The sequence below is a fragment of the Limnohabitans sp. B9-3 genome (assembly GCF_002778325.1).
GTDB lineage: Bacteria > Pseudomonadota > Gammaproteobacteria > Burkholderiales > Burkholderiaceae_C > Limnohabitans > Limnohabitans kasalickyi.
This window is the reverse complement of sequence record NZ_NESI01000005.1, coordinates 48,041-62,143: the sequence shown is the minus strand read 5'-3', so window position 1 is coordinate 62,143 and position 14,103 is coordinate 48,041. Positions and strand designations below refer to the sequence as shown.

Annotated in this window: 13 protein-coding genes; 8 read left to right on the top strand and 5 right to left on the bottom strand. The window is 55.9% G+C overall.

Annotated features, from left to right (window positions below; translation table 11 throughout):
• Positions 1–70: 70 nt before the first annotated feature.
• Genes B9Z42_RS09415 through B9Z42_RS09395 form a run of 5 tightly spaced genes read right to left on the bottom strand, consistent with a single transcriptional unit; the run spans position 71 to position 3,660 of the window.
• Positions 71–856, bottom strand: a complete 786-nt coding sequence (locus B9Z42_RS09415) for a peptidylprolyl isomerase (protein WP_100133126.1) — start codon at positions 854–856, stop codon at positions 71–73.
• A 10-nt stretch (positions 857–866) separates the two neighbouring features.
• Entirely contained in the window at positions 867–1,142 is a 276-nt protein-coding gene (locus B9Z42_RS09410) for a BolA family transcriptional regulator (protein ID WP_100133125.1), read from the bottom strand.
• The gene (locus B9Z42_RS09405) at positions 1,139–1,684 is read right to left on the bottom strand and encodes a septation protein A (protein WP_100133124.1); all 546 of its coding nucleotides are present in this window, start codon (positions 1,682–1,684) and stop codon (positions 1,139–1,141) included. Before B9Z42_RS09405 ends, B9Z42_RS09410 begins: the two co-directional genes overlap by 4 nt.
• Before the next feature lie 9 nt (positions 1,685–1,693).
• Positions 1,694–2,101 (bottom strand): peptide-methionine (R)-S-oxide reductase MsrB, encoded by a 408-nt coding sequence (msrB, locus tag B9Z42_RS09400; protein WP_100133123.1) that lies wholly within the window; start codon positions 2,099–2,101, stop codon positions 1,694–1,696.
• A complete protein-coding gene (locus tag B9Z42_RS09395; protein WP_100133122.1) occupies positions 2,098–3,660 on the bottom strand; it encodes a YdiU family protein in 1,563 nt (520 codons plus the stop codon). The genes msrB and B9Z42_RS09395 overlap by 4 nt, the downstream gene beginning before the upstream one ends.
• Before the next feature lie 133 nt (positions 3,661–3,793).
• Here B9Z42_RS09395 and B9Z42_RS09390 point away from each other — a divergent pair, with 133 nt between their 5' ends.
• The 8 genes from B9Z42_RS09390 (at position 3,794) to B9Z42_RS09355 (ending at position 14,038) form a co-directional block, all read left to right on the top strand.
• Positions 3,794–5,437: a 3-(methylthio)propionyl-CoA ligase gene (locus B9Z42_RS09390; RefSeq protein WP_100133121.1), complete on the top strand. Its 1,644-nt coding sequence runs from the start codon at positions 3,794–3,796 to the stop codon at positions 5,435–5,437.
• A 111-nt stretch (positions 5,438–5,548) separates the two neighbouring features.
• On the top strand, positions 5,549–6,781 hold the full coding sequence (locus tag B9Z42_RS09385; protein ID WP_100133120.1) for a branched-chain amino acid ABC transporter substrate-binding protein: 1,233 nt from the start codon (positions 5,549–5,551) through the stop codon (positions 6,779–6,781).
• A 75-nt stretch (positions 6,782–6,856) separates the two neighbouring features.
• Complete coding sequence (locus B9Z42_RS09380) at positions 6,857–7,891, top strand: branched-chain amino acid ABC transporter permease (protein WP_100133119.1); 1,035 nt, start codon at positions 6,857–6,859, stop codon at positions 7,889–7,891.
• A gap of 3 nt (positions 7,892–7,894) precedes the next feature.
• On the top strand, positions 7,895–9,193 hold the full coding sequence (locus tag B9Z42_RS09375) for a branched-chain amino acid ABC transporter permease (RefSeq protein WP_100133118.1): 1,299 nt from the start codon (positions 7,895–7,897) through the stop codon (positions 9,191–9,193).
• Positions 9,190–9,954, top strand: coding sequence for an ABC transporter ATP-binding protein (locus B9Z42_RS09370; RefSeq protein WP_100133117.1), 765 nt, complete (start codon positions 9,190–9,192; stop codon positions 9,952–9,954). Before B9Z42_RS09375 ends, B9Z42_RS09370 begins: the two co-directional genes overlap by 4 nt.
• Before the next feature lie 31 nt (positions 9,955–9,985).
• Positions 9,986–10,681 (top strand): ABC transporter ATP-binding protein, encoded by a 696-nt coding sequence (locus B9Z42_RS09365; RefSeq protein WP_100133116.1) that lies wholly within the window; start codon positions 9,986–9,988, stop codon positions 10,679–10,681.
• A gap of 61 nt (positions 10,682–10,742) precedes the next feature.
• Complete coding sequence (locus tag B9Z42_RS09360; RefSeq protein WP_100133115.1) at positions 10,743–12,842, top strand: 3-hydroxyacyl-CoA dehydrogenase NAD-binding domain-containing protein; 2,100 nt, start codon at positions 10,743–10,745, stop codon at positions 12,840–12,842.
• Between the two features lie 20 nt (positions 12,843–12,862).
• On the top strand, positions 12,863–14,038 hold the full coding sequence (locus B9Z42_RS09355; RefSeq protein ID WP_100133114.1) for an acetyl-CoA C-acyltransferase: 1,176 nt from the start codon (positions 12,863–12,865) through the stop codon (positions 14,036–14,038).
• Positions 14,039–14,103: the final 65 nt, after the last annotated feature.

Genomic DNA, 14,103 nt, shown 5'->3' with positions numbered 1-14,103 from the left:
GGCGCAGCGCTTTCAAACATCTCTAAAAAAAAGCGGCCCGAAGGCCGCTGGTTGCGTGAAACCAAGAGGTTTATTCCACCTTGGCTTTGTCGCGCAATTGTTGCTGGAAGGCCGCCATGCGCTGCTGTGTCATTTGTTGCGTGATTTGAGGTTTCACGTCTTCCAACTTGGGCAACTGTGCGTCACGCACGTCGTCCAAACGGATGATATGGAAACCAAATTGGCTCTTCACCGCAGCAGGCGTGGTTTCACCTTTTTTCAAGGCCACCATCGCGTCTGAAAACTCTTTGACGAAGTTACCGGCAGCCGCCCAATCCAAATCGCCACCGTTGGCACCAGAGCCTGGGTCTTTGGACAATTTCTTAGCTTGGTCTTCAAATTTGGCGCCTTTTTTCAAGCTGGCGTAAATGGCCTTGGCTTGGTCCTCGGTTTCCACCAAGATATGACGTGCACGGTACTCTTTGCCGCCGTTGGCTGCGACAAATTTGTCGTATTCAGCTTGCACGTCCGCGTCGGTCACTGCGGCAGTTTTTTGGTACTCAGCAAACAACTCACGGATCAAAATGGTTTGGCGGGCCAACTCGATTTGGCTCTTGAAATCATCGGTGGCGTCTAAGCCACGTTTTTGCGCTTCTTGCATGAAGATTTCGCGAGCGATGACTTCTTCTTTGACCTGTGCTTCGACTTCTGGTGTGATGGGGCGGCCAGAGCGCGCCACTTGCTGCATCAAGGCTTCAACACGTGTTTTGGGCACCGCTTTGCCGTTCACGATGGCGATGTTTTGCGCCGAAGCGCTCAAGCTCAATGCGGTCAACGCAGTCGCGGCAACAGCGGTCCAAATCATTTGTTTTTTCATGTCAGGGGTCTCAATCCGGTTTGGTTTCTATGACTTCGATGGCCAAGGCATGTAAGCCTTGGTCTATGAATTCTTGCAATGCATCATACACAAGGCGGTGGCGCGAAACCCGCGATTTCCCTGTGAAAACGTCGCTTTGGATACGCACACGAAAGTGTGTGCCTTGACCCGTGCCATCGGAACCTGCGTGGCCGGCGTGATCGGCACTCTCGTCTAAAACTTCAAGCGAAATGGGCGCCAATCGTTCTTGTAAACGTTCGGTCAGTGCGCCAGGGGTGATGTTCATGGTTTGTCTTCCGGCTTTTCTTGAATGAAGCGGCTCATGTAAAGGCCCTGCGCGACGACAAACACCAGCATCAGGGCCAAGCCGCCAAACAGCTTGAAACTGACCCAAGTGTCGGTATCAAAGTGATTGGCCACCCAAATGTTGATGCAACCCATCACCGCAAAGAAGCACGCCCAGCTGTGCAGCAGCACCTGCCACGCGTGTTCGGGCAATTCAAGTTGCGCCCCCATCAGTTGGCGCAAGAAATTGCGCTTGAACAAGTAGTGACCTACCCACAACGCGCTGCCCATCAACCAATACAACACGGTGGGTTTCCACTTGATGAAGGTTTCGTCTTGCGTGAGTAACGTGGCGCCGCCGAACACCACGATGACAACCAGGCTGACCCATTGCATGGGCTCTACAAAACCATTTTTGCGCCACAGCCAGCCAATTTGGCCCAGTGTGGCGACGATGGCCACGGCGGTGGCCGCCATGATGCCAAAGGCCTTGAAGGTGGCAAAAAACAAAATGATCGGAAAGAAGTCGAGCAGTAATTTCATAGAAATAGTTCAGTCGTTGGGCACGAAGTCTAACGAGGCTGAGTTCATGCAATAGCGCAGGCCTGTAGGGGCAGGGCCATCGTTGAACACATGGCCGAGGTGCGCCTCGCATTGCGAACAGACGGTCTCAACACGGGTCATGCCGTGGCTGGTATCTCGGTGCTCTGTGATGGCGTCCGGCGCTGCCGCGGTGTGAAAGCTGGGCCAACCGCATCCGGCGTCGAATTTGGTATTCGCTTCAAATAGTTTGTTGCCGCAGCAAATGCAGTGGTAGGTGCCTGCAGCCCAATGGTCTTCGTATTTGCCGGTGAAGGGGCGCTCCGTAGCGGCTTTCCGGGTGACTTCATAGGCCACGGGTTCGGCGTTTTTAACGGCCAGTATGGCGCGCCATTCTTGTTCGGTTTTGTGTGTAGTCATGAGGAGCAACTGATTTCAATAGACGACGCCCATTCTGGCGCAAGACCGGCCCAAGTCTCGAAGGCCGGATGTTCATCAAACGGATGCTGCAGCACATCGCACAAGTCTTGCACCATCGAGAAGTCGCCTGTTTTGGCTTGGCGTATGGCCAATTCACCCAAATGGTTGCGCAAGATGAACTTGGGGTTCACCTTCAGCATCGACAGACTTCGGGCGCTGCGTGAATGGTGTGCGAGTTCTTGGCTCAGGCCTTGGGCTGTGTCGGCAGTCAACCGGTCGGCTTCAAGGCGGGATTGGTATTGCAACAGCCACGCATCGAACACTTCGCGATGTAAAAACAAATCGCGCACCGGCTCAAAAGCATGTGCCATCGTGGCCGACTCACCGACGGCCTGGCTCAGGCGACGCCAAAACACGGTGTAGTCCACACGGTCTTGGTGCATGACCTTGAGCAAGGACTCCACCAAAGCGCGGTCCCCCTCGGCGGCAGTTTGTAAACCCAGTTTGGCGCGCATGCGTGCGTCTAACGCATCGGGAAAAGCCTCTTTGTAACTTTCCAAAGCGGCCAAAGCCGGCGCTTGTTCGTCAATCAGCGGCATCAACGCTTGGCCCAAACAAAATAAATTCCAATACGCGACCTGCGGTTGACGCGCATACGCATAGCGGCCTTGGTGGTCCGAGTGGTTGCAAATGTGGCTGGGGTCGAAGGCATCTAAAAACTGGAAGGGGCCGTAGTCCAGGGTGAGCCCCAGCACGCTCATGTTGTCGGTGTTCATCACGCCGTGACAAAAGCCGACGGCTTGCCATTGCGCCATCAAGGCAGCGGTGCTGTGGGTGATGGTTTGCAACAAACTGGTGTAACGCGCAGGCCCTTGCACGTCGTCCAAGTGGGGCATGTACTTCGCCACCACGAGGTCAGCCAGGGCTTTCAGTTCGTCGCTTTGGCCGTTGGAGGCGAAGTGCTCAAAGTGGCCGAAGCGGACAAAGCTAGGCGCCACGCGGGTCACCACGGCTGCCGTTTCCACCTCTTCGCGGCGCACAAAACCGGGGGAGCCCGTCACGCACAAAGCACGGGTGGTAGCAACGCCCAATCCATGCATCGCTTCGCTGGCCAAGTATTCGCGAATGCTCGAGCGCAGCACCGCGCGACCATCCCCGCGACGCGAATAAGGCGTGGGGCCAGCACCTTTGAGTTGGAGCGTTTGGGGTCCTAGCGGGGTGTCGAGATCGCCTAAATTTAAGGCGCGACCGTCACCCAATTGGCCGGCCCATTGCCCAAACTGATGTCCGCTGTACACACTCGCATAGGGCGTGCTGCCCGGTAAAACCAAGTTGCCGGCCAGTGCCTCTAAGGCATCGGGATGTGTCCAAAAACTGCAAGTCAAACCTAAGTCCATGCGTAACGGTTCGTTACGTGCAACCCAATGCGGAGCGGGCAGAGCCGTTGGCGCGGTGGGCGTGGCAAACAAGGGCCCGAGCTGGGGCAACACAGCGTCGTTGACGGGTCGCCATGGGAGGTTCAGCGGCGCCATGACAGAGGTAGTTTCGGCAGAGATCATGCGCAGATTGTCTAGGGTATTCCATAGGCTTGTTTTTCATAGGCCATCCCGAAAACGACAAAAACTCTGGGCACAATGCAGCAGCAAAAAGCACGATCGTGCGAAAAATTATTGTTTGACTGGAGTTTTCCCCATGCTGGGTTTGATGCAAGACCAACCGTTGTTGATTTCAAACATGATCGAGTACGCCGATCGCCACCACGGCGATGGCGAAATCGTGTCGCGCCGCATCGAAGGCGACATCCATCGCTACACCTGGTCTGACGTGGCGCGTCGTTCACGCCAAGTCGCCAACGCATTGGACGGCATGAACTTGGCCTTCAGCGACCGCATTGCCACCTTGGCTTGGAACGGCTATCGCCATTTGGAGTTGTACTTTGGTGTGAGTGGTACGGGCCGTGTGTTGCACACCATCAACCCGCGTTTGCACCCCGACCAAGTGGCTTGGATCGCCAACCATGCCGAAGACCAAGTGTTGTGTTTCGACATGACGTTCTTACCCATCATTCAAGCTGTCCACAGCAAATGCACCACCGTCAAACAGTGGATCGCCCTGTGTGATGCCGACAAATTGCCCGCCGACACCGGCATTCCCGGCTTGGTGAGTTACGAAGCTTGGATGGGCCAGCAATCGACCTCCTACACCTGGCCTGTGTTTGACGAAAACTCGGCCTCCAGCATGTGCTACACCAGCGGTACCACGGGCAACCCCAAAGCCGCCTTGTACAGTCACCGCTCGACCACCTTGCACGCTTACGCAGCCGCCATGCCTGATGTGATGTGCATTTCAGCTCGGGACTCAATTCTCCCCGTCGTGCCCATGTTCCACGTCAACGCATGGGGCATTCCTTACAGCGCGGCATTAACAGGGGCCAAGTTGGTGTTCCCTGGCGCAGGCATGGACGGCAAGTCGATTTATGAATTGATTGAAGGCGAGGGTGTGACCTTTGCTGCCGGTGTGCCCACCGTTTGGCAGATGTTGCTGACGCACATGAAGCCACAAGGCTTGCGTTTCTCTAAATTGAACCGCACCGTCATTGGCGGATCAGCTTGTCCGCCGGCCATGATCAACGCCTTCCGCGACGACTACAACGTGGACGTGTTGCATGCATGGGGCATGACCGAAATGAGCCCGTTGGGCACACTTTGCACCTTGAAAAACAAGCACCAAAGCCTGCCCAAAGACGAGCAAATGAAGATTTTGCTCAAGCAAGGCCGCGCCATTTACGGCGTTGACATGAAGATCATCGACGATGCCGGCAATGACCAGCCCCACGATGGCAAAGCCTATGGCGACTTGTTGGTGCGCGGCCCTTGGGTCGTTGCCAACTATTACAAAGGTGAGGGCGGCAGCCCCTTGGTGAAAGACGCCAATGGTTTGGAATGGTTCCCAACCGGCGACGTGGCCACCATCGACGCCGATGGCTTCATGCAAATCACCGACCGCAGCAAAGACGTCATCAAGTCGGGTGGCGAATGGATCAGCTCCATTGACATCGAAAACATCGCCGTGGCCCACCCCGCCGTGTTGATGGCTGCTTGCGTTGGTGTGAAGCATCCCAAGTGGGACGAGCGTCCGATCGTGGTGGTGGTCAAAAAGCCCGATGGGCAAGTCACACGCGAAGAACTGCTCGCGTTTTACGAGGGTAAAACCGCCAAATGGCAGATTCCCGATGACGTGGTGTTTGTCGACAGCATCCCAATTGGCGCAACCGGCAAGTTGCTCAAAACCAAACTGCGTGAGCAACTCAAAGACTACGTCTTGCCCACCCTCTAAAAAGACTGTTTTTAAGTCTCGCGCGGGATACGCCCTAGGGCAATCCCTTGCGAGTGCTGAAAACAAACCTTGTACGCTTTCACTCGCATCAAAACTTCTAAGGAGACAACCATGAAATTTGCACGTAACCTCATCGCCACCGCCGTCTTGGTGACCGCTGGCGTCTCAGCTTTTGCGCAAGCTGGTGAGACAGTCAAAATCGGCTGGATCGATCCACTCTCGGGCTTGATGGGGCCTGTTGGCTCCAACCAAATCAAGTCGTTCCAATTTTTCGCCGAAAAATTCAACGCCACCAACCCCGCCAAAGTCAAGTTTGAAATGGTGCCGTTCGACAACAAGCTCAGCCCCGCTGAAAGCTTGAACGCCCTCAAAGCTGCCATGGACCAAGGCGTGCGTTACATCGTGCAAGGTAACGGCTCTTCTGTCGCTGGCGCTTTGATCGAGGCGGTCAACAAACACAACGAACGCAACCCCGGCAAGGAAATCTTGTTCCTGAACTACGCGGCCGTTGATCCTGACTTCACCAACAGCAAGTGCAGCTACTGGCACTTCCGTTTCGATGCCGACACCTCCATGAAGATGGAAGCGTTGACCACGTTCATGGCTGACAAAAAGGACGTCAGCAAAGTCTATTTGCTCAACCAAAACTACTCGCACGGCCACCAAGTTGCCAAGTTCGCCAAAGAAAACTTGGCCCGCAAGCGCCCTGACGTTCAAATCGTGGGTGAAGACTTGCATCCTTTGGCCCAAGTGCGCGACTTCGCCCCTTACATCGCCAAGATCAAAGCGTCTGGTGCAGACACGGTGATCACGGGCAACTGGGGTTCAGACTTGGCCTTGTTGGTCAAAGCTGCGAACGAAGGCGGCTACAACGGCAAGTTCTACACCTACTACACCAGCGTGACGGGCACCCCCACAGCCTTGGGCAAAGGTGGCGAAGGCCGTGTGTTCCAGATCGGTTATGCACACTACAACATGGGTGGCCAAAACGACAAATGGGCGGCTGAATTCAACGCGAAGTTCAAAGACGATTTCTACACCAACGCTGTGGTGCACGTGTTCAACGCCTTGGGCCAGTCCATGGCCAAAGCCAAATCGACCGACCCTGTCAAAGTGGCTGCTGCGCTTGAAGGCTTGAAGTTCAACAGCTTCAACGGCGAAGTTGAAATGCGCAAAACCGACCACCAATTGCAGCAACCTCTGTACTTGGCTGTGTGGCAAAAGGCGGACAAAAAGTACCCCTACAGCCCAGAAAACACCGGCATGACCTTGGCGCCGGTGAAGACGTTTGAGTCGTATGTGGCCAGCACGCCAACCAGCTGCCAAATGAAGCGACCCGGCTAAGCGGTCATGGGTGACGGAGCGCCAAGTTCGCTTGGCACTCCGTCTTTTTAGGTTCAGTGAGAAACAGGTTCAACCATGGAGTTTTTCTTCATCTCCATGCTCAACGGCATGAGCTACGGCTTGCTGTTGTTCATGCTCAGCTCAGGCTTGACGCTGATTTTCAGCATGATGGGCGTGCTTAACTTTGCGCACGCCAGCTTTTACATGATTGGGGCCTACATTGGCTATACCCTCAACAGCGTTTTAGGCTTTTGGGTGGCATTGTTGGTGGCACCGATTTTGGTGGGCGCTTTAGGCGCGATGTTTGAGCGCTTGTGTTTGCGTCGCGTGCACAAATTTGGGCATGTGCCCGAGTTGCTGGTGACGTTTGGTTTGTCCTACATCGTTTTGGAAGTGGTTCAACTGCTGTGGGGCCGCACATCTGTGGACTTTGCGCCGCCGCCCTCCTTGCAAGGACCGGCGTTCACCTTGGTGCAGAACTCCTTGAATGGTCTGTCTTTGGTCTGGGGCGCAGCGGCACCCGAGCTCTGCAATGCGGCAGATGCTGCGGTACGCGTGGTGTGTTCGCCGTTTCCCGCCACACGCGGCTTCATGATGTTGGTCGCTTTGATGATGATGGTGGGCTTGTGGCTGCTGCTCAAACGCACCCGTGTTGGCTTGGTCATTCAAGCGGCTTTGACACATCCTGAAGCCGTCGAGGCTTTGGGCCACAACGTTCCGCGCGTCTTCATGATGGTGTTTGGTGTGGGCACCGGTTTGGCTGGCTTAGCGGGTGTGATTGGTGGCAGCACCTTTGTCACCGAGCCAGCTATGGCCGCTACTGTGGGTTCCGTCATTTTTGTGGTCGTTGTCGTGGGCGGCATGGGTTCTTTGGCCGGCGCGTTTTTGGCCTCGATTCTGATCGGCGTCGTGCAAACCTTTGCTGTGGCTTTTGACAGCTCCTTGGTGTCCATGATGCAAGGCTTTGGCTGGCAACTCAGCAGTGCCTTGCAAAACAACTCGGTCTTGAAGCTCACCCTGTCGCAGGTTGCGCCCATCTTGCCGTACTTATTTTTGGTGTTGATCTTGATCTTCCGACCCAAGGGTCTGTTGGGCACCCGGGAGACTTAAGCAATGGCCTTGACCAAAACCTATTACGAATTCAAACCTTACAACGTGGCCCGTTGGGTCATTTGGAGCTTGTTTGCCCTGCTGTTGGTGGTGTCACCTATGGTGTTCACCAGCAACTTGTCAGTCACCATGCTCACCCAAATGGGCATTGCCATGATTGCTTGCCTGTCCTACAACATGTTGTTGGGACAGGGCGGTATGTTGAGCTTTGGCCATGCGGTGTACACGGGCCTCGGTTCCTACATTGCCATGCATGCACTGAATGCGGCTAGCAATGGGGCTCTCAATATTCCTGTCACCTTGATTCCCTTGGTGGGTGGGGTAGGCGGCATGCTGTTTGCTGTTTTATTTGGCTACGTGACCACGCGCAAGTCCGGCACCACCTTCGCCATGATCACGATGGGCGTGGGCGAGTTGGTGTTTGCGATGTCGCTGATGTTTTCGGAATTCTTCGGCGGCGAAGCCGGTGTGTCGGGCAACCGTGTCATGGGTGAAGCCTTCATGGGCATCACTTACGGTCCGCCTGTGCAGGTGTATTACCTCACTGCCGCCTACACCTTGGTGTGTGTAGCTTTGATGTACGCCTTCACCCGCACCCCGCTGGGCCGGATTTTGAATGCTGTGCGCGACAACCCCGAGCGCGTTGAATTTATTGGCTACAACACACAGCATGTGCGTTACCTGTCGTTCATCATTGCGGGCTTTTTCGCGGGCATTGCGGGCGGCTTGGCCTCGGTCAACTTTGAGATCGTCACAGCCGAAGTGGTGGGCGCAGGGCGTTCAGGCGCTTATTTGTTGTTCACCTTCTTGGGTGGCGCCACCTTCTTCTTTGGCCCCCTCATCGGTGCGGTGTTGATGGTGCTGGCATTTGTGTTGCTGTCCGAGTTCACCAAAGCGTGGCTTCTGTATTTGGGCTTGGTGTTCTTGTTCATGGTGATGTTTGCCCCTGGCGGCATCGCCAGCTTGATCATGATGAACTTGCGTTTGGCTGCCTTTGGTCGCTTGCGGCAAATGTGGGTGGCTTATCTAGGCCTCGCCGTCACCGCATTGATGGCGCTGGCGGGGGCTGCAGCCATGATTGAAATGGTCTACCACCTGCAACTCAATGCGGCCCTTGGCCCTGAGTTGAAGTTTGCGGGTGTGCACCTGAACGCCGAATCGCTCAACAGCTGGTTTGGGTCGGCGTTTGTCATGCTCACCGGCTTGGGGCTGTTTGAGTTGGCCAGACGCCAATTTGTTCACGATTGGGATGAGACACAGGTGTTCATCGAAAAAGAAATCAAACGCCGGGAGGCCCTGTGATCGCGCTCGAACTCAAAGACGTACGCAAGAATTTCGGCAAGACCGAAATCATCCGAGGCGTTGATTTAGCGGTGCAATCCGGCGAGCGCGTGGGCATCATTGGCCCCAACGGCGCCGGTAAATCCACCTTGTTCAACCTCATCAGCGGCCGGCTTGAGCCCAGCAGCGGTGAGATTTGGTTGGGCGAGAACCGCATCGACCACAAAAAGCCATTTGAGATCAACCGTTTGGGCTTATCCCGCAGTTTTCAGATCACCAACATCTTTCCGAAGTTGAGTGTGTTTGAAAACTTGCGCTGCGCCGTTTTGTGGAAGTTGGGCTACAAGTACACCTTCTTCAAGTTTTTGGCCGATTTAGACGACGCCAACAACGCCGCTGAAAAGTTGATGGAAGAAATTCGCCTGGATAAAAAGCGTGACGTGTTGGCCATGAACCTGACTTACGCCGAACAACGCGCCTTAGAAATTGGCATCACCATCGCGGGCGGCGCGAATGTCATCTTGCTCGACGAGCCTACGGCGGGCATGAGCAAGAGCGAAACCAAGCGATTCATCCAACTCATCCGCCAAGTCACCGAAGGTAAAACCTTGCTGACCGTCGAGCACGACATGGGTGTGGTCTTCGGTTTGGCCGACAAGATTGCCGTGGTGGTGTACGGCGAAGTCATCGCCTTTGACACCCCCGAAGCTGTGCGCGCCAATGCCAAGGTGCAAGAAGCTTATTTGGGCTCGACCGTAGCTGACTCTCAAGCTCACGGCTGACCCATCAACACGACAGCGCGAGAAACACCGCATGCTTCACATTGAAAATCTTCACGCGTTTTACGGCAAAAGCCATGTCTTACATGGCGTGTCGTTCGACATCCAGCCCGGCGAAATTGTGTCGCTTTTGGGACGCAACGGTTCAGGCCGTTCCACCACCGCACGCAGCATCATGGGCTTGGTGGATTGCAAGGGCCAGATTGACTGGAAGGGCCAATCCATTCTCGACAAAAAGGCCTACCAAATCGCCCATTTAGGGCTGGGTTATGTGCCTGAAAGTCGCGACATTTTTCCGACCCTGACCGTGCACCAAAACTTGTTGCTGGGCCAAAAAGGCAAAGGCGAGGGCAGCCGTTGGTCCTTCGACGACATGTACGCCATGTTCCCGCGTTTGAAAGAGCGCGAACACACGGAAGCAGGCGTGATGTCAGGCGGCGAGCAGCAAATGCTCACGCTGTGCCGCACCCTCATGGGCGACCCCGACTTGATCATCATTGACGAACCCACCGAGGGCTTGGCGCCCAAGATTGTCGAGTTGGTCGGCCAGTATTTACAGACGCTCAAAGCACGCGGCATTTCGGTGTTGCTGATTGAGCAAAAACTCACCATTGCCATGGACATTTCTGACCGCGTGTTGGTCATGGGCCACGGCAGCATTGTGTTCACAGGCACACCCGCTGAACTGAAAGCAGACGCGTATACCCGACGTGAATGGCTTGAAGTTTGATCTAGAATAAAAATAGAACGACCGTTCTTTTTTCCTTCATTTGCTCCAACAAGGAACCCGCATGAGTGCAGACTACAAAGTTCACGGCGACGTGGCCGTGATTTCTCTCAACAACCCACCGGTCAACGGTTTGGGTTTGTCGACACGTCAAGCAATTGCTGACGGTGTGGCCAAGGCCTTGGCCGATGCCGCTGTCAAAGCCATTGTGGTGACCGGTGAGGGCAAGGCCTTCTCGGGCGGTGCAGACATTCGCGAATTTGGTTCGCCCAAAGCGATCCAAGAACCCAACTTGTTGAGCGTGATCTCGGTCATCGAAAACAGCACCAAGCCCGTCGTGGCTGCCATTCACTCGGTCGCCATGGGCGGCGGCTTGGAATTGGCCCTCGGTTGCCACTACCGCATTGCCGCACCCGGTGCCAGCATTGCGCTGCCTGAGGTGAAGATTGGTTTGATCCCCGGCGCGGGTGGCACACAACGCTTGCCACGCGTGTTGGGCGTCGAAGCTGCGCTGAACATAATCGTCAGCGGCGAAGCCATCATGAGCGAAATGCTCGCCATGTTGCCCGGCCAAAAGCTGTTCGACCAAATGGCCGCATCGCCCGCCTCATTGATGGACGAAGCTTTGGCGTTCGCCCGTTCGATGGCCGATGTGCGCCCCTTACCCCGCGTGCGTGACCTGCCTTGCAAGCACCCCCAAGGTGATGCTTACTTCCAGTTCACCCGCAACATGGTCAAAGGCATGGCCAAAAACTACCCCGCACCGCCCAAGTGCGTGGACGCCGTGCAAGCCGCCACCAAGAAGAAGTTCGACGATGGCATGGTTCTCGAACGCGAGATTTTCACCAACTTGATGTGGACACCCGAGTGCCGCGCTTTGCGTCACTTGTTCACCTCACAACGTGCAGCCGCTAAGATTCCAGACGTGCCCAGCGACACCCCCACACGCGACATCAAGCAAGTTGCCGTGATCGGTGCGGGCACCATGGGTGGCGGTATCACCATGAACTTCTTGAATGCAGGCATCCCCGTCAAGATGCTCGAAACCAAGCAGGAAGCCTTGGACCGCGGCATTGCCACGATCAAGAAAAACTACGAAGCGCAAGTTAAAAAGGGAAAGCTCAAAGAAGACAAATACGCACAGCGTATGGCTTTGCTGACCACCACCTTGAGCTACGACGACCTCAAAGACGCCGATTTGGTGATCGAGGCCGTGTTTGAAGAAATGGGCGTCAAAGAAACCGTGTTCAAGCAACTCGACGCGGTGATGAAGCCCGGTGCCATCTTGGCTTCCAACACCTCCACCTTGGACGTGAACCAAATCGCCAACTTCACCAAGCGTCCACAAGACGTGGTGGGTATGCACTTCTTCAGCCCAGCCAACGTGATGAAGCTGCTTGAAGTCGTGCGCGGCGCAGCAACCGCCAAAGACGTGCTGGCCACGGTCATGGCTGTGGCCAAGAAGATCAAGAAAACCGCCGTCGTGTCAGGCGTGTGCGACGGCTTCATCGGCAACCGCATGATTGAGCAATACGGCCGTCAAGGCGGCTTCTTGCTGGAAGAAGGCTGTACGCCCTCGCAAGTGGACAAAGCCATTGAGAAGTTTGGTTTTGCCATGGGCCCATTCCGCATGGGTGACTTGGCAGGCAACGACATTGGCTGGGCCATCCGCAAGCGCCGCTACCAAGAAAAGCCCAACATGAAGTACAGCAAAACCGCTGACTTGTTGTGCGAGATGGGCCGTTACGGTCAAAAAACGGGCGCAGGTTGGTACGACTACCAAGCTGGCAAACGTGATGCCATCCCCAACAAAGAGGTGGAGGCCATGATCGTCAAGCACCGCGCCGACATGGGCATCACCGCCCGCAAGATCAGCGACGAAGAAATCGTGCAACGTTTGGTGTTCTCGTTGGTCAACGAAGCCGCCCACATCTTGGAAGAAGGCATTGCCTCCAAGGCCAGCGACATCGACATGGTCTACATCACCGGCTACGGCTTCCCGATCTACCGCGGTGGCCCCATGCTGTACGCCGACCAAATCGGCCTGTTCAACGTGGTGCAAGCCATGAACCGCTTTGCCACCAACCCCCTCGATGACGCCGAGTTCTGGAAACCAGCCCCGTTGCTGGCCAAGCTCGCCGCCGAAGGCAAGACCTTCAACTGAAACCGAATTAAGGACTCCTCATGACCAACGCTGTCATCGTATCTACCGCCCGCACCCCGCTCGCCAAGAGCTGGAAAGGTGCCTTCAACATGACCCACGGCGCGACGCTGGGTGGCCATGCCGTGAAACACGCCATCGCACGCGCCGGCATCGACGCAGGTGAAGTCGAAGACGTCATCATGGGTTGTGCCAACCCCGAAGGCGCCACCGGCGCCAACATCGCACGTCAAATCGCGCTGATGGCCGATTGCCCTGTTTCTGTGTCGGGCGTGACCGTCAACCGCTTCTGTTCTTCTGGCCTGCAAACCATTGCACTGGCTTCGCAACGCATCATTGCGGGCGAAGGCGATATTTATGTGGCTGGCGGTGTGGAAAGCATTTCTTGCGTGCAGCAAGAGATGAACCAACACATGTTGGGCGACGTCAACTTGATGAAGAAAAAACCAGAAATCTACTGGAACATGTTGCAAACCGCTGAGCAAGTGGCCAAGCGTTACAACATCAGCCGCGACGTGATGGACGAGTACGGCGCAGGCAGCCAACAAAAAGCCTGTGCCGCACAAGCTGCGGGTTTGTTTGACGCAGAAATCGCCCCCATCACTGTCACAGCAGGCGTGATCGACAAAGTCATGGGCATGATGACCAAACAAGTCACCGTCAGCCGCGACGAAGGCACCCGCGAGGGCACCACCGTCGAAGCCATTCGCGGTTTGCGCTCGGCCATGCCTGGTGGCTTGGTCACCGCCGGTAACGCCAGCCAGTTCTCGGACGGCGCCGGTGCTTGCGTGGTGATGAGCGAAGAGTTGGCCAGCAAACGTGGCTTGCAACCTTTGGGCCGATTCCTCGGTTTCGCTGTTGCCGGTTGCGAGCCTGACGAAATGGGCATTGGCCCCGTCTACGCCGTGCCTAAAGCCTTGAAGCGTTTGGGCCTGACGGTCAACGACATCGACCTGTGGGAGTTGAACGAAGCCTTTGCCGTACAAGTGCTGTACTGCCGCGACAAGCTGGGCATTCCTGCTGAGCGTTTGAACGTCAACGGCGGCGCGATTGCCTTGGGTCACCCCTACGGCGTGAGCGGCCAGCGTTTGACAGGCCATGCCCTGATCGAAGGCAAACGCCGTGGCGCCAAGCGCGTGGCGGTGACCATGTGTATCGGTGGCGGCATGGGCGCTTGCGGCATTTTCGAAGTGCTGTGATGCAGTCTCGCGTTGATGCCTGATCAACGCGAAGGGCGGTTGGCTTTGAGCTGGCCGCCTTTTTT